Here is a 19,241-nt window from a genome sequence, read left to right as displayed (position 1 = left end):
CTATCCCACTCCGCCGACCAGGATGGCCTGCCCATTGAGGTACGCACTCTCTCGTGCGCCGAGAAAGACCGCCATATCGGCGACATCGTCCGGTGCTATCGGTCGTGGCATCGCCGCGCGCCGGGCGAGATAACCCGCGACCGCGCGGATGTCGACCTCGAAGCCGCCGAAGTACTCCCGGCTGACGCCGCTGTCGGCCAGCGTCGGGCAGATCGCGTTGACGCAGATGCCGCGCCTGCCGACCTCCTGCGCGACGCTGCGGGTGAAGCCGATCACCGCCGCCTTCGCCGTCGCGTACGCGACTTCGTCGGCGCCGCCGGTCAATCCGAGGGCCGAGGCGACATTGACGATCCGGCCGGCGCGGCGCGGCAGCATCCGGCGTACCGCCTGCCTGGTGCAGTAGAAGACAGTGTCGAGATTGACCCGCAGCATCCGGTGCCAGTCGGTGTCGGTGTGGAAGACCAGCGGCGAGCGTAGTGCGCTGCCCGCGTTGTTGATCAGTACATCGATTCGGCCGTACGTGTCATCGGCATGCTCGAATAGTTTGCTCACTTCGGCGGGCTCGGTAAGGTCGGCGGCGAACGCGGTAACCGGCACGGCGGCAACGGCTTCGACCGCCTTCACCGTCGCCCGCAGTCGGGTCTCGTCGAGATCGGTGAGCACAAGCGACGCGCCTTCCTCGGCGTACCGGGTGGCGATGGCCGTCCCGAAGACGCCCGCCGCCCCGGTCACCATGGCCACGGAGTCAGCAAGTCGGTTCATGTGCGCACTCCTTCGGTCCCCGCGAGTAGCACGTAGGCGACGGCATAGTCGCCGTCGTGACTCAATGACAGTGCGGCACCGGTGATGCCGAGCCGCCGTGCGCGCGTCAACAGGCGGTTGTGCAGCAGTAGCTGTGGTGCGCCGGTCGACCGGCAGACCTCGATATCGCGGAGGCGCCTGGTCGCTGGTGGCAGGCCGAGCCCGACGTGCAGCGCCTTCAACGTGGCTTCCTTGGCGCTGAACCGAGCGGCGAAATGCGGTGCCGGATCGCGGAATGCGGCGCAGTAGGCAATCTCCGCGGGCCGGAACACTCGCTCGGCGAACCTGTTTCCCCCGGCGAGCATCGCGCGCACCCTGGCGACCGCGGCGATATCGACGCCGACCGTCATAGCCGCCGCGCCCGAGATCGCAGGCAGCAGAACGGATGCCGGGGTGGCCGTCATGGCCGTCGCTCCATGTCGGGTGCGGCACCGGACCTGCCCGCACCGACAGGCGACTCGTAAAGACGTTCGACGGCTTGCCGATAGGCCAGGTTGAGTCCGATGACGGCCCGTTTCTTCGCCGCGGGCTGCGGGCCGGGCAGTGGGTCGGTACCGACGTAGCGACGCAACCGCTGGCGGGTCACCGCACGGGAATAGGTAGTGGTGTAGAGGTATTCGAGGCCGTCCACCAGTTGTCCCACGGTCATCGCGACCGGCGCGACGCAGGCACGCAGGTGCGAGGGTCCGCCGGGGCCGGGGTCGAGCATGCGCCCTTCGCGCAGATGTTCCTGGTACAGCGGCACTCCCGGCCCACTGCCGAGCGGATTGAAATGGCAGATCTCTATTTCGTTCTCGACAACGAACTCCAGGGTTCGTTCGAACACATCCGGTGTGTCGCCCGCGAAACCGAACACGAACGAGCCGATCACCCCGATCCCCGCATCGTGCAGCCGAGCGATGAGCTTGCGGTAGTCGGTCGGCCTGCTCCAGCTCTTGTCCGACGAGATCAGATTCTGCGGCCGCACCGATTCCAGGCCGATGAACACGAGCATGCAGCCCGCGCGCCCGGCAGCTTGCGCCAAGGACTCGCGCTGCGCGATGGTGATCGTCGCCTGACTGCCCCACAGCACCCGCAGCGGTTCCAGCTCAGTGAACAGTGTGCGCGCATAGCGCGGGTTCCCGACGATGTTGATATCGGAGAACTGCACGAAATCGCCGGTGCGCGCCTCGATCTGGGCGAGCACCCGGTCGATCGGCCGGGTGCGGAACACCTCGTGATGGAACCGGGTCTCGATGCAGAAATTGCACGAGAACGGACACCCCCTGGTGGCCTCGACCGGGAAAACGTAGTCGTGCGGCGGCAGGTGCTCGGGACCGTACTGCGGCAGCGTCGCCAAATCGACCGGCCCGCCGAGATAGCAGGGCCGCAGCCGGCCGCGGACCGCGTCCGCGAGCACCTGCGGCCACACCTGCTCGACCTCGCCGCGGATGATCGAGGAGACGTTGATCCGCTCCGCCTCGGGGGCGTAGCTGGGGAAGTAACCATCGATGACGACCGGCGTGCCCAGTTCGCCGAAACCGTGCGCCAATTCGGCGGTCCGGCGTTCACCGAAGAACTTCGACGTGACGGCCACCAGGTCGACATCGGCAAAAGCAGCGAAATCGGTGATGGGCGTGGCATTCTCGTCGACCACCGTCACCTGGTGCTCGGCCGCGGTCATGGCCGCGCGGTAGCCGAGGTTGACCGGAACCGGGTTGAGCATGCGGTTGCCGTAGATCACGCTCTTGTCCCGCACGTCGGGGTTCACGAACAACACGTGCATATGCGCCGATCCCATCCTCAGACTGGTGCCGTCGAGTCGTCGTCGGCGCGGCGCACCACCAGGCTGCCGTTCTGTCCGCCGAGGCCGAACGAGTTGGTCAGTGCCACTTCCACCGGCAGCCGCCGCGCCTCGCCGGGCACATAGTCGAGATCGCATTCGGCGTCGCGATGGCGATAGTTCACCGTGGGCGGCACGGTGGCGGTGCGCACGCTCAGCACGGTGCTGATGAACTCCACGGCACCGCATGCGGCGATGAGGTGCCCCGTCATCGATTTGTTCGCGGTGACCGTGAGTTGTGGTGCGGCGCTGCCGAAGACCTGTTTGATAGCGATGGTTTCCACCCGGTCGTTGAGGACGGTCGCGGTGCCGTGGGCGTTGACCAGCCCGACCCGGTCCGGGCGCACGTGCGCGTCGGCCAGGGCCGCGCGCATCGCCAGCGCGGCGCCCGCACCCTCGGGATGCGGTTCGGTGAACCGGTGCGCATCGAGGGATCGGCCGAACCCGGCGACCTCCGCGTACCACGGCGCGGACCGGCGGCGGGCGTGCGCCTCGGTTTCCAGCACGACCATGCCCGCCCCCTCGCCGACCACGAAACCTGTTCGGGTCGCGTCGAAAGGTCTGCCGGTCCGGCCCGGCAGGTTGTCGGTGGACGGTGCGCCGAGCGCGACGAGCCCGGCCATGCCGAGCGGGTTGATCATGGAATCCATTGCGCCGCACAGCACTACATCGAGACCGCCCCGCCGGAGCAGGCGGAACGCGGTACCGATGGCGTGCGCGCCCGCCGCGCAAGCCGAGGTGATCACCGTGGTCGGCCCGGTGATCCCGAGATGCTCGGCAAGCAGCCCGATCACCAAGTCCTGCGGATCGCGGATCAGCGATACCGGATCGATCGTCGACCGGTCCGCCAGGGGAGTGGGCAGCCGGAACCGGCCGTCGTCGTCGAGATGTCCGGCGATGTCGGCCATTCGGACGAGGCCGAGTCCCGCGCCGATCACCAGGCCGACCCGGTCGGCCGCGATCGGCGGGCTTGTCCGGGTCAAGCCGCTGTCGGCCCAGGCCATGGCGCAGGCCGCGAGCGCGAAACGGGCCTGCCGGTCGGCACGGAGCTCGGCGGGGAACGGACCGTCCCAGTAGTCATGGACCTCGAAATCGCTGACCTCGGCGGCGATCCGGGTCGGCAGCGCAGAGGCATCGAAAAGGGTGATCGGTGCCTCACCCGAGGTCCCCGCGACCAGGTTGTCCCAGAATCGGCGGTAGCCGAGCCCGATCGGCGTCACCGCGCCGAGCCCGGTCACCACCACCCGGTTCACCGGTTCACCGGCCTGGTCGGTACCGCACGAACCCGGTCGAGCGGCCAGCCGGAGTAGTACCGGAACCGGTTTTCCTCCGCCGCCACCTCGGCTGGGTCGTGGATGTCCTGCAACACGTAGTTCAGCCGCGCGATCCGCGCCACGAGCGCGGCATCGTCGTACGCGGTGCAGCTGAGCTGCGCCCAGCGTTTGCTCAGGCCGAGCATGCGGGCCTCGACCCGCATCGCGCGCCCCGGCGGCAGCTCGCCGACGATCTCCGCCCGATCGATGAGGCACAGAAAGGCCGACACGGTGAAGTCGGTGCTGAAATGGACCAGCCAGCCCGCGACCTGGGCCATCGACTCCAGCAGCAGCGAACCGCTGAGCAGCCTGCGGCCCGCGTAGCCATCGCCCAGATGGTCCTCGGTGAGCGACACATGCTTCACCGCGACCATGGATTCGCCCTTGGTCGCCTCGAGCACGCGGTCGTAGAGCAGGAATCGCATCAGGCCCCCTTCGCCTCGAACGCGCCGAAGACGACGCACTCGCTCTGTCCGCGGAACCCGGCACCGAGGCATGCGACGGCGTCTCCGGTACTGATGCGTCGCGGACCGCCGCGTACCAGGTCGAGGCTCGAATCCGGTTCGGGATGACGAAGATTGGCGATCGCGGGTAGGTACCGTTCGACCAGGCTGTGCACCGCGAAAACGCTGTGCAGCGGCAGCGCGGCGGCCAGCAGATGACCGGTGGCGCCCTTGGTGGACGTCACGGGGCAATTGGCGGCGTGGCTGCCGAGAACCGCGCTGATCGCGGCCGCCTCCACCGCGTCGCCGGACGGCAGCCCGGGCGCGTCGGCGTACACAGCGGCGAGCCGGTCCGGCGTCACCTCGGCATCGTCGAGGGCCGCGGCGAGCGACTGTTCGATCGCCTCGTGGGGTGGGTGCGGTTCCCCGCCGGGCGGAACACCCACGGCGGCAGCGTGACCGAGCACCTCGGCGAGAATGTGCGCCCCTCTGTCCCTGGCGTGCGTGAGTGTCTCCAGTACCAGCACGGCCGCGCCCTCGCCGGGCACGGTCCCGGTGCGGTCCCGATCGAACGGCCTGCACGATCCCGCGGCTGGATCAGTGGTCTGCGCGACGATGCCGAGGTAGAGAAAGCGTTGCAGCGCCGAAAGATTCAGCCGGGGACTGACCCCGCCGGCGAGCATGACCTGCGCGTCGCCTTCTTGCAGCATGCGCAGCGCCGCACCGATGGCTTGACCGCCCGCCTCGCCGAACGGGCTGAACGAGGCGTTCGGCCCGTGCAGCCCGTACTGCATGGCGATCTGGCAGAGCGTGGCATTGTTGAGCATCACGATCGAGACCATGGGGGAGATGGCGCGCCAGCCGGTCCGGCAGAACCGTTCGATGTCGAAGCCGATCGGATCGTGCAGCGAGCGCCGCGCGGCGAGCTCCAGGTCGGCGATGTCGTAGTCGATCATGGTGACCCCGAGCGTGATTCCGGTCGCGTCGGCATCCACGTTGCCCCGATGGATCTTCGCCGACGTCATGGCCTGCCCGGTCGCGGCGAAGGCCATGTGCGTGTGCAGCCGCATGGCGCGGGCGGCCTTGCGATCGCTGATCCAGTCGAGCGGGTCGATCCCGTGCACCCGCCCGGCGGCCAGCGGCCGGTCGGCGCTCTCGCCCAGGTCGATGTCCTCGGCGAGACCGTGCAGCGCGCCGACGCCGGATGCCCCGCGTAGCAGCGCGTTCCACTGGGTGCGCGGCTCGTTGCCGAGCGCCGACACCGCACCGACCCCGGTGACCACCACGCGTTCACCCATGACCGTTGCCGTCCGCTCGGCCGGGCCACTGGCGCAGCACGATGCTCGCGTTCTGTCCGCCGAACCCGAACGAGTTGCTCATCGCGACCCGAACCTGCTGCGCGCGACTAATATTCGGCACGTAGTCCAGATCACAGTCCGGGTCCGGGAATTCGTAGTTGATGGTCGGCGGCACCAGCCCGGTACGGAGCACGTGCAGGCAGGTGACGCATTCGATGGCGCCTGCGGCGGCGATCGAGTGGCCGATCATCGACTTCTGCGAGCTGATCGGAATCGAGGTGGCCCGGTCGCCGAAAACCTTGTGCACCGCTCGGGTTTCGGCGCGATCGTTGATCAGCGTCGAGGTGCCGTGTGCGCTGATGTAGTCGATGTCCTCGGCCCGGAGCCCGCCGTCGATGAGGGCGCCCGACATCGCCAGTACGGCGCCCTCACCGTGCGGCGGGCTGTCGGTGATGCGGTAGGCATCGCAGGATGCGCCGTACCCCGCCACCTCGGCCAGCGGTTCGGCACCGCGCCGCAGCGCGTGCTCGAGCTCCTCCAGCATGACGAAGGCGGCGCCCTCGCCCATCACGAAGCCGCATCGCCTGCGGTCGAACGGACGGCTCGCCGCAGCCGGCCGGTCGTTGAACCGGGTTGCCAGCGCGGTGAGCAGGTCGAACGACGAGATACCGAGGAAAGTGAGCAGCGAATCGCAGCCACCCGCCAGCACCGCGTCGGCGTCGCCCTCCCGGATCCAGAGCGTGGCCTCGCCGATCGCCTGGGTACCCGAGGCACAGGTCGCCGACACCGTCATGGTCGGCCCGGCCGCGCCGCAGACATTCGCCAGCGCGGCGGCCGCGGCGTTCTTGCGCATGCTGTGGCGTTGCGCGGCAAGCAGGCCGATGAACTCGCGCCCGGGACCCGTTGTGCCGGAGGTGAATTCCCTGCTCCGGAGCAAGCCGTCCAGTGCGTCGATGTCGTACATCTGACCGGAGGTCCCGACACACACCCCGAACCGCTCGGCAGGCGTATCGGTCAGCCGGGCCCGGTGTTTCGTGGCGGTACCCGCGGCCAGCCCGAGCTGTACCGCACGCGGCGCTGTTCTCGCCAACTCCTCGGCACCGGTCAGGTAGCCTGCCGACTCCGCCGCGGCGAGAAATCCGTCACCGACCTCGGCCCCGACCTGGGAGCCGAGGCCGGAAGCGTCGAATCGGGCGATGGTGCGAACTCCGGAGCGACCGTCGACGAAGCCGCGGAAGGTCGTCTCGGCATCCCAGCCGAGCGGCGTCACCATCTCCGCCGCGGTGATGACCACCCGTCGCGTCTGCGCCTCGCCGAGCATCGGTCACTCCGCGACGGCGCTGGCCGGTGCGGGTGCGCTCGCCTGGGCGGTCGCGGCTTCGGCTTCCGCCGCTTGCGCGCGGCTCTGCTCGACCAGTCGCGCGACCTCGTCGAGTTCCCGGATCTCCTCGAACCACTGCTGGTTCAGTTCGTCTCCGGGTACCGCGGTGAGTTCGGTTGCGCAACTGTCGCATTCGGCATGGAACTCGCCGTCCGCATTGCGCACGAAGGTTCGGCCGCCGCCACAGACCTGGCACTTCTCCGGAATGGTATCGAGCAGCCGCTGGCACAGCCCACTCCAGGTCCGCACGGTCCACAGCGCGGCGACGTCCTCGACCCGCATCCCGGGCTCGACCTTGCTCAGGTCGACGCCGAGCAGCCGTTCCCGGACCAGGTAGGCGCCCAGCGGGGTCAGCCTGCGCAGCGTGTCGACCGCGGCGCCCGCGCCGAACACGTCCTCGGCCTGTTCGTTGAGGTCGTCGCGCGGCACGGAGATGGGCAGGAATTGTTCGAGCCGGAACGTGATGTCCAGGAAGTCGATCGATTCCGCGCCGAGCTCCGGGATCAGCAGTTTGTCCGACGTCACCTCGTCCGGCTCGACGGCGAGCGCCAGCGCGACCGCGCTCCGGACGATATCGGAGAGTTCCTCCGAACTCAGCATGGATCCCACGGCGTTCCTCCTCGGATCGGTGTACATGGGTGGGTTGCTCTGTGCGGTAACGGGTTCAGCCTTTGGCGGTGAGGCGGGTATAGCGGGCGAAGACGCCGTCGAGGCGTCGATAGAGCTCGTCGACCTCCTCGGTGGTGATGGTGAGCGGCGGGACGATGCCGATGGTGCCGCCGAGCCCCTCCGCGCCCTGACTGCCGATGATCAGTCCGCTCAGCGCGAGGCGATCCTCGATCACCTGCCACTGCTGTTGCGGGATAGGCTCTTTGGTGGCGCGGTCCTTGACGAGCTCGATGCCCATCAGCAGTCCCGCGCCGCGAATGTCGCCGACGATCGCGTGCTCGCGCAGATTCTCGAACTTGTCGAAGAGGTACTTGCCGGTCTGGCGCACCTGGTCGACGATGCCGTCGCGCTCCATGATGTCGAGGGTGGCCAGCGCCGACGCGCAGCACAGCGGGTTGCCATTGGTCGTGCTCCCGGTGGCGATGAAACCGTCTACTGCCGAGAGGAATTCGCGGTACACAGCGTCATGCACGACGACCGCTCCGAACGGCAGGTAGCCGCTGTTGATGCCCTTGGACAGCGCCATGAAATCCGGTCGCACACCGAAGTAGTCGGCGCCGAACCACTCGCCGAGCCTGCCGAAACCGGTGATCACCTCGTCGTAGGCGAGCAGGATGTCGTTGCTGTCGCAGATCTCGCGCAGCCGCTCATGATATTCGCGCGTCGGTACGATGGCACCGCCGACGCCGAGCGCGGGTTCGACGAGCACGCCGGCGATGTTCGCGGCACCCAGCCGCTCGACCATCGTCGCGACGGCATCGGCACACGCGAGCGAGCACGTTCCGGCGCAACCAGATTCGCAGCGATACGCGTATGGCGTCGGCGCGTGGTGGAAGCCCGGCGCCAGTGGCTCGAACTGTTTCCGGAACCGGCGGAATGCGGAGCCGGTGGCACTCAGCGCGCCGTAGGTGACGCCGTGATAAGCCCGGTCCAGGGCGATCACCCCGAGTTTCGTGGTGTCCTCGCCGAAACGCAGCCGCTGGTACTGGCGCATCATCTTGAGGATGGTTTCGTTGGCCTCGGAGCCGGTGGTCGCGTAGAAGACGGTGTTCATGCCCTCCGGGGTCACCCTGGCGAGTCGGCGGGCGTACTCGTCGGCGGCCGGATGGGTGGCGCGCTCGATGGGGAAGTACAGCAGCTTGCCCGCCTGCTCGCGGATCGCCGCGATGATCTCCGGGTGCGCGCCGCCGAGGCTCAAATTGCACAGTCCGCCGAATGCGTTGAGGTACCTGTTGCCTTCGGTGTCCACCACCCACACGCCCTCGGCCGAGGCGATACTGATGCCGCGCCTGCGGAAGCCGCGCATGTTGGTGAATCCGTGCCAGAAGGTCGAATCTGGCTCCGACGCAGTATGATTCGACATGACACTCCTTGCGTCGGCACTGCGGAAGCTGACCGGGGGTGGAAGATGTTCCGAGAGAACCCATCCGTCTGAGACGACGATATCCTTGGGTACGGCCCTGTTTCCTCGGCCGAATGGTCACTCCTGTCTCAACGCTTGATGGAGGTCGCCGCGGCGCTCCGCTGAGCATCGAGAGGTGCCGCCGGGGCGGCGGACAGGGTTGCGAGGTCCCATCCGGCGCGGCGGCAGCGCAGTCCCGCCTCGGTGGCTTCGGCGGCGATTGTCCGCATATCCAGGGCCGACCACTGCTGGGTGCTCACCGACTCGCGCACGGTCTGCCCGTCCCGTAGCACCCGGCACGTCGTGATCAATTCGATCCGTCCCTGGCCCTCCACCGGGCGAGAGGCAAGCCAGATCTCATGTTGTCGCGCACCGAATCTCGCGACGCCCACTCGAATCGGCCGGACCGGGCGATCCGCGGGAAACGGCGCTGCATCCACCACCGCGCAGCAGTCGGGCGCGAGACGATCTGCGAGAAGGCGCCACAGCTGTCGCCGCTCGTCCGGCGCGAAGTAGCCGAGCACGCCGCACGCGACCACGCCACCGAGCCGGTCGGGCAGGGTCGTGTCCGCGAGGGTGGTCGCTTGGATGGTCACTCGTCGCGCGAGGGCTGGATTCGCCAGTACTCGACTGGCGAGCGCGGCGCGCATAGCGGGCGAGGGTTCGATCGCGAGGATCGGGACTTCGGTGAGTGCGGCACCGACGATCTCGACCACGAGCCCGGTGCCCGCGCCGATATCCACGATCGGCGAATTCGTCTGTGTCGCAGCGGCCAACGCCTGGATCAACGCGCTGGTTCGCGGCTTCCAGTAGGGGCGACCGGCGATATCGTAGAACTCCGCCGCGGTGCCGTAGCCGTCGGCCATGCCGGCTCACCGCCCGCCGACGGGTGCCGAGCCTACCCGCAGGCGATGCTCGAGAATCTGTTGCATATTGCGCAGTTCCAGCACGTCGCAGGCGTGGAAGAGCGGCCAGAACGACCCGGGCCAGACGCGGCCGCGCCGGGGTGACAAATGCGGGTACGGGTTCTTGGCGTAGTACGGATGGCGCCAGATCGTCCACGACACCAGCGCTCCGCTGCGGTTCTGCACCCGGCGGGCGGACAGGACGCGGCCGCAGAACACCATCCACAGATCGTCGCCCTGGTCGAACGCCGATTCGTAGTCGACGGTCCCGACCTCGGCATTGCCGTGGATGCGCAGATGGATCTTGGTGGCCGGGTCCGTCGCGTCCTCGCCCACGTACCGGCCATCGGGACCGTCGGGCCGGAAACTGCGCATGCTGTAGGTGAATTCCTCGACGCTGCGGATATCGAGCAGGTAGTCGTAGAGCACCTCGGGCGGGCAGTCGACGTGCTGATGCACCGTGTACACGTCGTCGTCGGCGCGGCCGCGCAGCTGTTTGGTCAGCGCGAGCAACTGCGCGGTGGCGTCGGTGCGCGAGACCGTCTCGCACCGGAAGAGTCCGGGGATATCGTCCAGCTGCGTCGTTGTCATGGGGGCTCCCTCGGCTTGGTGCGTTTCAGATCGGGCTGTTGTTCCAGCGGTCGAGCTCGCGGCAGATGACCGGTGTCGGGAAGTAGCGCAGTCCCAGGTCGCGGCAGTGCCGGGCGATCGGCGATTGCAGCATCATGAACTCGCCGAACACCCTGGCCCGGTGCTGTTCGGCATCGACGCGAGGCATGCGGCGCCGGGCGAAGCGGGTCAACGCGATGTCGATGTGTGCGGTGTCGACGCGCACCAGTTCGTCGTCGAGCACCGCCGCCGACTCCATCGCCAGCGACGCGCCGATTCCCGTGGTCGGCACCAGTCCGGCGGCGGCGTCCCCGAGCAGCACGATCCGGCCCCTGATCCACTGGGGGACGGTGACTTCCACCAGATCCAGCCAGTCGACGCGATCGGCGTCGGGCAGGGTGCGCAGAATCCAGCCTTCGTCGGTGCGGCGCGGGTCGCTCGGTGGCCACTGCCCGGTGCCCGCCGAGGGGTTCGCGCCGCCGAACGAGCCGGCGATCGCCACGAAGCAGGCAACCCGATCCTGGGTCGGATACGCGGACATGATCCGCCGCAGCCCCCACGTTTCGTGCAGTTCGCCCGGTGGGGTGACGCCGCGCTGGGCCCACCACCACCAGAGCCGCCAGCCGAACCGATGTTCGGCGGTGTCGAGTTCGGCTTGCTCCCTGGTACGCGAGCGCAGACCGTCCGCACCGACGACCAGGTCGAAATCGCGTTCTCTGCCGTCGTCGAACCGGACCCGCACGGTGGACCCGATCTGGCGCATCCGCTGCACCTCGGTCTCCAGATCGACCGGGGTGCCGCCGTTCGCCGACTCGAGCACGGCAAGCAGCTCGGCGCGCGGGGTGACGCGCGGCAACCCGTTGCGCGCCTCGAGGCGCTCCAGATCGAAGGTGCGCAGGACCTCGCCGTGCCGATCGTGCACGACATAGCGCCACAGCGGCACGCTGGTGTCGATGAAGGAGTTCCACAGACCGAGGCCGTGCAGGACGCGACTGCCGGTCGGCCACAGTGTGATCGCCGTTCCAGCGCGGCCGTAGCTACCGATGGTGTCGATCACGGTGGGGCGCAGCCCGCGCTGGCGCAGCCGGGCCGCGAGGGTGAGCCCGGCGATCCCGCCGCCGACGATCAGGATTCGCACCGAAGGGCTCCCCGCGGCGCCGAAAGCAGCGCTGCGGCAGCGCTTTCGCCGGAGCGGCAGCAGGCCTCGAGCGAGGTGCCGAGTAGATAGTCACCCGCCAGTGCGACACGGGGGAGTGCGGCGGCTGCCGCGGTGAGCGCGTCCAGGAAGTCGCTGTAGTGCGGTAGGTAGGCGCAGTAGGCCTGCGGCCAATGCTGCACCGCCGCGGCTGTTCTCGGTTGTCGCGCGGTGCCGAGGTGCGTGCGCAGCTGTTGTTCGGCGTCGGTGACCAGGTCCAAGACCTCGGTTTCGGTGGGATCGGTCAATCGGCCGTCTCTGCCCGAGAAGGTGTATCGGACAATGTTTCTCGTTTCCTTGCCGTAGCTTCCCGCGTTACTGCACGGCTGACCGTCGAGTGCGATGGCGCGGACATCGGCGGCGAAGACGTTGTGCACGTATCGCACGACCGCGACGGTGGCCGGGAAGTACCGCACCGAGTGCAGCAGGTCGGACAGCGGTGCGAGTAGCGGTGCAGCGGCGTAGGCGGGCGTGCCGACGACGACGGCGTCATACCGCGCTTGTCTCGGCCGACCGGCCGCGTCGGCGAGGTCGAGAACTACGCCGTCATCGCCCTGCGTGATGCGGGTAACCGTTGTGCGGAAATGGATTTCGACGAACGCGGTGATACGGGTGAGCAAGGTGGACAGCCCGACCGTCGGCTGCTCGAACTTGTCGAGCAGCATCCCCATATTGGTGGGAAAGTTGCCGTAATATGCCTCGTCCGGCTCCGCGCCGTTCATGCGAACTGTGATCGGCCGCAAGAAGTTGGCGGTGGTGCGCTTGCCGAAATGCTCGGACAGCGGCCGATCGTCGTGGCGGCCGAGCTTCCTGGCGAGATCGGAGCCGAGGAACCGGGCCGAGTCCGCCGACCGCACTTTTCGGGCGAGGCCGTCGAGGGTGCTGAGATCCCGCCAGTCGCACATGCGCAGAATGCCGTGCAGCGTCTCGGCCCGGTTGTCGCTGTCCAGACTGACGAGCCTGCCCGCGACCAGTCGCGAGGTATTGATGCCGAAGGGTTCGTAGCCGGTGCCGCCGAGCGAGTCGAGCATGGCCCGAAATCGCGAGTAGGCGCGCCCGATGTTCTTGCCGCCGAGCAGTACCTCGCCGCCGTCCAGGTCGGCGAAGCCGAGGCGGCCACCGATCCGATCCGCGCGTTCCAGTATCTCGACGGTGCGGCCCGCACGGTGCAGCGCCAGGGCGGCGGCGATACCGGAGACCCCGGCCCCGACCACCGCGACTCGTTCCGGTGTCCTCACCTGGTGCCCCCGTCAGCCGGAGCCGGATTGGTCGAGCACCTCGAGGGTGATGCCGCCCAGCGACTCACCCGCCTGTTCGAAGGTGACGTGCACCCGGTGCCGCAGACTCGGGCCCGGATCGCCGGAGCCGACGATCTCGGCACGGCAGCCGGTGACCAGATCTGGTTCACAGAAATTGCCGAAGTCGACTTCGCAGCCGACGATCAGGCACCGGCGTGGATCGGTGCCCCGATGCTCGGACAGCGTCGCGAGACTTGCCTGTCTGCCCGCCTCGAGCATCAACATGCCGGGAACATGATCCATCGGATGGTCGAAGAACACCGGATGGGTCTGGTCGACGACCAGCAGGAATGTCGTGGTGCCGTCCTCGGTCGCGATGCCGTTGGCGAGCAATACATTTCGAGTTTGGCCTCGGCCGACTCGGTCCGGTGCGAGCATCGCCGACGGGTCGACCGGGCGCGCCGGTTCCGGGCCGCGGGCCAGGGTCTTCTGCCGTGCCCGCTCGCGAATGTATTCGTAGTAGTGCAGCGGCAACGGCAGCCATCGCCCGCCGGCCCGCCCGCATTCGTGGCCGTCGACGATGATGCTCACCGGGTGCTGCGCGAGTCGCTCGGAGGTGCGCGCATTGACGATGGTCAGCACGCGCGCGGGCGCGGGCCCGGCCCGTAATCGTTCGGGCGCGAATACCTCGATCCGCATGTCGCGGAAGACCAGGAACTGGTTGTCCGGCACATGGACGAACCGGTGCGCCACGTACTCGGTCACCTGCCGGGTGACCTCCATGATCGCGATCGTGTCCTGATGATCGGGGTTGCCGCCGTCGTTGAACAGCATGTGACTGCGGGGAAGCATGGCCGCGACGGCCCATTCGCGTTTGCCGATGGCCGCACCGTCGGTGAGGAACACCTCGTTCACCGCGGCACGATGCACCAGCGCGCGCGGCACCGTCTGCTCGAAGCTCAACGCCGCCAGTGCGGCTCGGGTGTCCTCCGGCGCGGGGCGGGTGGTCACTGCTGTTTCGTCCACGGTTTCCTCTCGTCGAGGCGCTGTCCGTGCCGCGGCCGGTGTCGCACACCGGGCTTCGCGATTCGAGCTACCGCGAGCGTATCGACGTGACCTGCCCGGATCATCGTGCGTTCGATGAAGCGATCTCAACGTCTGACCGAATACCGGTGCCGCAGCGGCCGATACGCTCGTGCTGTGCTCGATACCCGGTCCGCAGGCTGTGCGGTGATCTTTCCCGGCCAGGGTGCGCAGCGGCCCGCCATGGGCGAGCGGTGGCGCGACACGGCGCAGTGGCGGATCGTCGGTGAAGTGTCCGAATGGACCGGCTACGACATTGCCGAGCTGGTATTGCGGGCGGGCGAACAGCGTTTGCGGAGCACCGATTCGGCGCAATTGTCGATATTCACGATGTCGTTGATGGCGCTGGACTATCTGATCGAGCACCGCATGATCGGCCGGGTGCACGCGTGCGCGGGGCACAGTCTCGGGGAGTACACGGCGTTGGTGGCGGCGGGCGCGATATCGGCGCGCGCCGGTGCGCGGTTGGTCGCGGCGCGTGGTGCGGCGATGCGGACGGCCACCGGGCAGCGGCCGGGGACGATGGCGGCGATTCTCGGGGCGAGCGGTGCGGTCGTCGAAGAGTTCGCCGCCGCAGCGCGTTCCGAAGGTGCGCAGGTGTGGGTGGCCAACGTGAACGGCCCGCGGCAGGTCGTGGTGTCCGGCACGGTCGATGGAGTCGAGGCGGTAGCGCGGGCGGCGCGGGAGTCCCGGCTCAAGGTCGTGCGGATCGGCGTCGACGGGGCATTTCATACCCCGCTCATGGCAACCGCGGCACCGCAGCTGCGTGCGGCCTTGGACAGCGTCGAATTCCGCGCGACCGGCACGGCGGTGGTCGCGAATGTGGATGCGGGGCTGTATACCGCCGCGCGGTGGCGCGAGCTGGCCGAGCGGCAACTCACCGCGCCGGTGCGCTGGACCGACGTGATCCAGACGCTCACTCGATTAGGGTGTGCGCGGCTGGTGGAGGTCGGGCCGAGCCGGGTGCTGGCGAAATCCATCGGCCGAGGCGAGTCGGCGCTGACCGTACGGTATTTCGGTTATCCGGGAGAGCTCGGACCGTGAGCTCGAGGTTGCGGATTCCAGCGCGTGATCTCCGAGATCACCAGGTTCTCGGGCATCGCGCGCAGTAGGACGTTGCGCACCGCGGTGCCGAACCCGGTGCGGCGCAGCATCACCGGGATGAGCCACCGCGATCGGTTCTGCACCGCGTCGACCCGGGTGCGGCGCCGTTGCACATAGTGCCGCAATGCATCGGGTGCCCGCGCCGCATCCACCTTCGAGAGTTCCTCGGCCAGCACGAGAGCCGACTCCATCGCCATCGATGCCCCGACCCCTGCCGTCGGCAGAAACGCGGCGGCCGCGTCGCCGAGCAACGCCACCCGGCCGTACTGCCAGTGTGGCATTCGCAGATCGTCGAGGTCGAAGGCGCCGATCTCGTCGATGTCGGCGAGTGCGTCGATCATCCAATTCATCGGGCCCGCAACGCCGTCGAGGCGGTCGCGGAGCTGCTTCGGGGTCGCCGGGGCGCCCGACGCCGGGAGCGCTGCCGCGCAGCCGACCGGCCCGGTGGTCGGGTTGTAGCCGAAATACCGTGCCTTGCCCCAGAACTCGTGCGACTCGTCCGTGGCGACACCTGCACCCGACGTCCACCAGGTCCACAGCCGCAACTCGGTGCGGTGCATGGGCACGTCGCCCGCAACGAGTCTGCGCACGCCCGAGTCGATGCCGTCGGCCCCGACCACCACGTCGTATTCGGCGGTCGCACCGTCATCGAAGGTCACGACGACGAGGTGGTCGTCCTGCTCGATGGCGGCCACGGTGCGTGCCATGTGCACCTCGGTGCCTCCGCCATAGGAGCCGAGCAACTCGATCAGTTCGGACCGTTTGAGCGCGCGCGGGACAGCGTCGCCGAGGCGGCCGCGGAAGTCGAAGGTTCGCAGTGCGCGGCCGCCGTCGACGTGCGTCGAGTACGTGTTGATTGGCACGGTGCGCTCGTCGAACCGTCGACCCAGTTCGAGATGGTTCATGACCAGCCGGCCCATCGGCCACAGCGTGATCACATATCCGACGTCGCCGTACCGGGCGACCCGTTCCACGACCGTCGGTTCGATCCCGTTGCGCCGCAACGCCGCCGCAAGGGTAAGGCCAGCAATACCGCCGCCGACAACCAGCACCCGCGGCGCGCTCACGGGGACTTCCCGGGCGAACCGTCGCTGCTCCTACCGGAATGCGCTCTGGTCACTGACGAAACCTTCCGCCGGCACTGACCGCGAGTCTATTTCCGTCGACGCGATTCGATCATCGGCCGAACGTTGATCCTGAGCAACGCGGGGTGCGGTTCGTTGAGTACGGCTCAGCTACCGGTGTAGGTCGGTAGTGCGCGTGTGCGTGGCTGGCAACAACAACTTGTTCAGCAGGTAGGCCGCGGCGGCGATCAGTAGCGCGGCATCGAGGTAGTGGCAGGCCATCGCACCCAGATAGGTCGGGCCGCCCCAGGCGTTGACAGTGAAGTTCGGGTCCAGCCCGGCGAGGATCTGCACACCGATCCGGAACGGGCAGTAGACCAGCACGACCATGGCCGGGACGGCGAGCAGGATGCGCAGTAGAGCGCTTGGGCGGTGCGGGATCGCACGCAGCGTGTGCGCGAGCCGTCGCACAGCTGTGGTGCCGAGCGGAGCGGGCAACAGCTGGATCGTTGCCTCAACGCCGCGCCTGCGCAGGATGACGGTGCAGACGGCGGCGGCCAGCGCGAACAGCATGAGGTGCGGCAACCACGCGGACGTGCCATCGACGTACGTCGCGAGCTCAGGGGAACGGTTGAGGTAGATCGTGCCGCCGAACACGATGCCCGCGGCCAGGGAGGTGGTCGCGATCGCGACCAGCGGACGGGAGAACTGCCTTCGGCGGCCGTCGGAGGAGGCGACGCGTTCGGTGTATGTGCTCATGCCCCAACTCTGACCCGCTGACCTGCACGTTGTCGTCAGCCGCCGGCCGCGAACTCGCTACCCACCATCGGCGGACGCCGGCGGTCCCCTGCGACTTGCGGATGACCCGAACCGGCGACCTCGGAGCGATGTTTCCGCAGCGTCCGCCGGTTAACGTCAGCGCTATGGCGATTACTTCCCTGCCGCACCCGGACACCCGACCGGCACCGTGGCATCAGCGGCTCACCGCACGCCTGCACCGCAGCGATCCCGGGCCCGATTGGGTCGACCTCGGCATCGCGGTGGTCTGCTTCGCGGCGTTCACGCTGCCCGTGCTGATCGGGGCGACCAGCGGGCACGGCTCGCCGCTGGCCATCGCCGCCCTCGGTGCCGCCGTGGTCGCGCCGCTGATCGTCCGCCGTCGCCGGCCGCTGGCGGTGCTCGTCGCGGTGACGGTCGTGCTGTGCCTCGCCGCCGTGCTGGGTGTGCGGTTCACGCCGTGGGTGAGCAATGCCGGTCCCGCCTTCGGTGTCGCGGTTCTCACGCTGGCCGACCGGTGGTCGCGGCGCGAGTCAGTGCTCGCCACCGTTGGGGCACTCGTCGCTATCTACATCACCGCGATGGTCGCCGCGCCGCTGCATCCGGACCAGGATCAGAACTTCGTCGAGCTGTTCATCGCGATCCCAGCCTGGCTGGCCGGTGACATGCTGCGAACCCGTCGCGACTATCGGAACAGTCTTGCCGCGCAACAACTTCGGCAGGCCGAAGAAGAGGAGCGCCGGATCCGGGCCGAGGAACGGTTACGGGTGTCGCGCGACGTGCACGACCTGATCTCGCACACCTTGAGCATGGTCGCCGTCCGTTCCGGGGTGGCGCGCCTGCTGATCGACGAGCAACCGGGCGAGGCGCGGGAGGCGCTGAGCACCATCGAGACGGCCAGCCGCTCGGCGTTGCGGGAGCTGCGGCGAGTGCTGGCGCAGATCCGGGAGCCGGGGCCACAGGACGAGCCGGGGGAGCCGGGACTCGCCGAGATAGCGACCCTCGTCGAAGGACTGCGCCACAACGGTCTGACCGTGGAGTACGACGTCGTCGGTGCGCCCGTCCGTTATCCAGCCTTGTTGGCGACGACCGTCTACCGCATCGTGCAGGAGGCCCTGACCAACGTCGTCAAACACGCGCAGACCGACCGCGCGCGGATCGAGATCCGGCATGCGCCGCGCGAGCTGACCGTGTCCATCGCCGATGATGGACCGGTGACGCACTCAGTCGGACAGCCGGTGGTCAGCGAAGGTAGTGGTCTCGGGCTCGTCGGGATGCAGGAGCGGGTATCGCTGTTCGGCGGCCGGCTCGACGCCGGGCCACGACCCGAGGGCGGCTTCGCCGTCACCGCGCGTTTCCCCCTCGAGACGGACGACCATGTCTGAAGACGCGTCCGGCAGCGCGATCCTGGTCCTGATCGCCGACGACGAAGCCCTGGTCCGGGCGGGGTTCCGGGTGCTGGTCGACTCCGCCCCGGATCTCACCGTCGTCGGCGAGGCGAGCAACGGCGGCGAGGCGGTGCGGCTCACTCGTCAGCTGCGACCCGATGTCGTCCTGATGGACATTCGAATGCCGATCATGGACGGTCTCGAGGCGATGCGGCATATCGCCGCGGGGGAGACCCAGGGTCCGCATGTGTTGATCGTGACCACCTTCGATCAGGACGAGCACGTCTTCCAGGCGCTGCGCAGCGGCGCGAGCGGCTTCCTCCTCAAAGACTCACCGCCCGAAGAACTTCTGCACGCGATCCGGGTGGTCGCCAACGGTGACGCCTTGCTGACGCCGAGCGTCACCCGCCGGATGATCAGCACGTTCGCCCGCCAACCCGTGGCACCGGCCGCGCCGCCGGAGGTCTTGGCTGCGCTGACCGACCGCGAACGCCAGGTTTTCGAACACGTCGCGGCGGGGCTTTCCAACGCTGAGATCGCAAGCACCCTCCATCTCAGCGTCGCCACCGTCAAAACGCATGTCGGACGCCTGCTCACCAAGTTGGCCGTGCGCGACCGCGCTCAACTGGTCGTCCTGGCCTACGAAACCGGAATCGTGGTGCCGGGCAACCGCTGACCGGGGGATGCTCACCGTTCGCTGTTGTGCCCGCACGCGGACGCGGGTAGTTTTGCAGGAGGTTCAGACACGA

19 protein-coding genes are annotated in these 19,241 nt (G+C 68.4%); 3 read left to right on the top strand and 16 right to left on the bottom strand.

Annotation, left to right across the window (positions count from 1 at the left end):
- The 14 genes from DMB37_RS02600 to DMB37_RS02535 form a co-directional block, all read right to left on the bottom strand.
- Entirely contained in the window at positions 1-762 is a 762-nt protein-coding gene (locus tag DMB37_RS02600) for an SDR family NAD(P)-dependent oxidoreductase (protein ID WP_135231272.1), read from the bottom strand.
- Positions 759-1,205: a holo-ACP synthase gene (gene acpS / locus DMB37_RS02595; RefSeq protein ID WP_206055164.1), complete on the bottom strand. Its 447-nt coding sequence runs from the start codon at positions 1,203-1,205 to the stop codon at positions 759-761. Before acpS ends, DMB37_RS02600 begins: the two co-directional genes overlap by 4 nt.
- Positions 1,202-2,566, bottom strand: coding sequence for a radical SAM protein (locus DMB37_RS02590; RefSeq protein ID WP_167768696.1), 1,365 nt, complete (start codon positions 2,564-2,566; stop codon positions 1,202-1,204). The genes acpS and DMB37_RS02590 overlap by 4 nt, the downstream gene beginning before the upstream one ends.
- A 17-nt stretch (positions 2,567-2,583) precedes the next feature.
- Positions 2,584-3,876 carry a beta-ketoacyl synthase gene (locus DMB37_RS02585; protein WP_135231270.1) on the bottom strand — a complete coding sequence of 431 codons (1,293 nt, stop codon included), beginning with the start codon at positions 3,874-3,876 and terminating at the stop codon, positions 2,584-2,586.
- The gene (locus tag DMB37_RS02580) at positions 3,873-4,361 is read right to left on the bottom strand and encodes a hypothetical protein (protein ID WP_167768695.1); all 489 of its coding nucleotides are present in this window, start codon (positions 4,359-4,361) and stop codon (positions 3,873-3,875) included. The genes DMB37_RS02585 and DMB37_RS02580 overlap by 4 nt, the downstream gene beginning before the upstream one ends.
- The gene (locus DMB37_RS02575; RefSeq protein WP_135231268.1) at positions 4,361-5,677 is read right to left on the bottom strand and encodes a beta-ketoacyl synthase; all 1,317 of its coding nucleotides are present in this window, start codon (positions 5,675-5,677) and stop codon (positions 4,361-4,363) included. Before DMB37_RS02575 ends, DMB37_RS02580 begins: the two co-directional genes overlap by 1 nt.
- Positions 5,670-6,998, bottom strand: a complete 1,329-nt coding sequence (locus tag DMB37_RS02570; RefSeq protein ID WP_135231267.1) for a beta-ketoacyl synthase — start codon at positions 6,996-6,998, stop codon at positions 5,670-5,672. Before DMB37_RS02570 ends, DMB37_RS02575 begins: the two co-directional genes overlap by 8 nt.
- Before the next feature lie 3 nt (positions 6,999-7,001).
- A complete protein-coding gene (locus DMB37_RS02565) occupies positions 7,002-7,658 on the bottom strand; it encodes an acyl carrier protein (RefSeq protein WP_240772476.1) in 657 nt (218 codons plus the stop codon).
- A gap of 64 nt (positions 7,659-7,722) precedes the next feature.
- On the bottom strand, positions 7,723-9,090 hold the full coding sequence (locus DMB37_RS02560; RefSeq protein WP_135231265.1) for an aspartate aminotransferase family protein: 1,368 nt from the start codon (positions 9,088-9,090) through the stop codon (positions 7,723-7,725).
- 128 nt (positions 9,091-9,218) lie between these two features.
- Positions 9,219-9,995, bottom strand: coding sequence for a class I SAM-dependent methyltransferase (locus tag DMB37_RS02555; protein ID WP_135231264.1), 777 nt, complete (start codon positions 9,993-9,995; stop codon positions 9,219-9,221).
- A gap of 6 nt (positions 9,996-10,001) precedes the next feature.
- Positions 10,002-10,625, bottom strand: coding sequence for an SRPBCC family protein (locus tag DMB37_RS02550; RefSeq protein ID WP_135231263.1), 624 nt, complete (start codon positions 10,623-10,625; stop codon positions 10,002-10,004).
- 25 nt (positions 10,626-10,650) lie between these two features.
- Positions 10,651-11,781, bottom strand: coding sequence for an NAD(P)/FAD-dependent oxidoreductase (locus DMB37_RS02545; protein WP_167768693.1), 1,131 nt, complete (start codon positions 11,779-11,781; stop codon positions 10,651-10,653).
- Positions 11,769-13,076, bottom strand: coding sequence for an FAD-dependent oxidoreductase (locus tag DMB37_RS02540; RefSeq protein ID WP_135231261.1), 1,308 nt, complete (start codon positions 13,074-13,076; stop codon positions 11,769-11,771). The genes DMB37_RS02545 and DMB37_RS02540 overlap by 13 nt, the downstream gene beginning before the upstream one ends.
- 12 nt (positions 13,077-13,088) lie before the next feature.
- Positions 13,089-14,102 carry an AfsA-related hotdog domain-containing protein gene (locus DMB37_RS02535; RefSeq protein ID WP_167768692.1) on the bottom strand — a complete coding sequence of 338 codons (1,014 nt, stop codon included), beginning with the start codon at positions 14,100-14,102 and terminating at the stop codon, positions 13,089-13,091.
- Between the two features lie 174 nt (positions 14,103-14,276).
- Between DMB37_RS02535 and DMB37_RS02530 the strand changes: the two genes are divergently transcribed.
- The gene (locus tag DMB37_RS02530) at positions 14,277-15,203 is read left to right on the top strand and encodes an ACP S-malonyltransferase (RefSeq protein WP_167768691.1); all 927 of its coding nucleotides are present in this window, start codon (positions 14,277-14,279) and stop codon (positions 15,201-15,203) included.
- Here the strand turns inward: DMB37_RS02530 and DMB37_RS02525 are convergent.
- Complete coding sequence (locus tag DMB37_RS02525) at positions 15,179-16,330, bottom strand: NAD(P)/FAD-dependent oxidoreductase (RefSeq protein WP_135231258.1); 1,152 nt, start codon at positions 16,328-16,330, stop codon at positions 15,179-15,181. The genes DMB37_RS02530 and DMB37_RS02525 overlap by 25 nt on opposite strands.
- Before the next feature lie 168 nt (positions 16,331-16,498).
- Positions 16,499-17,086 carry a hypothetical protein gene (locus DMB37_RS02520; RefSeq protein WP_206055163.1) on the bottom strand — a complete coding sequence of 196 codons (588 nt, stop codon included), beginning with the start codon at positions 17,084-17,086 and terminating at the stop codon, positions 16,499-16,501.
- A gap of 164 nt (positions 17,087-17,250) precedes the next feature.
- On the opposite strand from DMB37_RS02520, the gene DMB37_RS02515 reads away from it, so the two are divergent.
- Positions 17,251-18,489, top strand: a complete 1,239-nt coding sequence (locus tag DMB37_RS02515) for a sensor histidine kinase (RefSeq protein WP_167768690.1) — start codon at positions 17,251-17,253, stop codon at positions 18,487-18,489.
- Positions 18,482-19,168 (top strand): response regulator transcription factor, encoded by a 687-nt coding sequence (locus DMB37_RS02510; RefSeq protein WP_135231256.1) that lies wholly within the window; start codon positions 18,482-18,484, stop codon positions 19,166-19,168. Before DMB37_RS02515 ends, DMB37_RS02510 begins: the two co-directional genes overlap by 8 nt.
- Positions 19,169-19,241 lie beyond the last annotated feature (73 nt).

Origin of the sequence: Nocardia sp. CS682 (genome assembly GCF_004634405.1) — a bacterium.
In the GTDB taxonomy this organism is placed as follows: domain Bacteria; phylum Actinomycetota; class Actinomycetes; order Mycobacteriales; family Mycobacteriaceae; genus Nocardia; species Nocardia ninae.
Note: the sequence above shows the minus strand (reverse complement) of the source record. Positions and strands in the feature narration are given on the sequence as shown.

Coding starts and splice junctions, on each gene's coding strand:
- DMB37_RS02575 (WP_135231268.1), bottom strand. CDS start 5,677: ATGGGTGAACGCGTGGTGGTCACCGGGGTCGGTGCGGTGTCGGCGCTC.
- DMB37_RS02555 (WP_135231264.1), bottom strand. CDS start 9,995: ATGGCCGACGGCTACGGCACCGCGGCGGAGTTCTACGATATCGCCGGT.
- DMB37_RS02550 (WP_135231263.1), bottom strand. CDS start 10,625: ATGACAACGACGCAGCTGGACGATATCCCCGGACTCTTCCGGTGCGAG.
- DMB37_RS02580 (WP_167768695.1), bottom strand. CDS start 4,361: ATGCGATTCCTGCTCTACGACCGCGTGCTCGAGGCGACCAAGGGCGAA.
- DMB37_RS02565 (WP_240772476.1), bottom strand. CDS start 7,658: ATGCTGAGTTCGGAGGAACTCTCCGATATCGTCCGGAGCGCGGTCGCG.
- acpS (WP_206055164.1), bottom strand. CDS start 1,205: ATGACGGCCACCCCGGCATCCGTTCTGCTGCCTGCGATCTCGGGCGCG.
- DMB37_RS02515 (WP_167768690.1), top strand. CDS start 17,251: ATGGCGATTACTTCCCTGCCGCACCCGGACACCCGACCGGCACCGTGG.
- DMB37_RS02510 (WP_135231256.1), top strand. CDS start 18,482: ATGTCTGAAGACGCGTCCGGCAGCGCGATCCTGGTCCTGATCGCCGAC.
- DMB37_RS02570 (WP_135231267.1), bottom strand. CDS start 6,998: ATGCTCGGCGAGGCGCAGACGCGACGGGTGGTCATCACCGCGGCGGAG.
- DMB37_RS02600 (WP_135231272.1), bottom strand. CDS start 762: ATGAACCGACTTGCTGACTCCGTGGCCATGGTGACCGGGGCGGCGGGC.
- DMB37_RS02520 (WP_206055163.1), bottom strand. CDS start 17,086: ATGAGCACATACACCGAACGCGTCGCCTCCTCCGACGGCCGCCGAAGG.
- DMB37_RS02590 (WP_167768696.1), bottom strand. CDS start 2,566: ATGCACGTGTTGTTCGTGAACCCCGACGTGCGGGACAAGAGCGTGATC.
- DMB37_RS02560 (WP_135231265.1), bottom strand. CDS start 9,090: ATGTCGAATCATACTGCGTCGGAGCCAGATTCGACCTTCTGGCACGGA.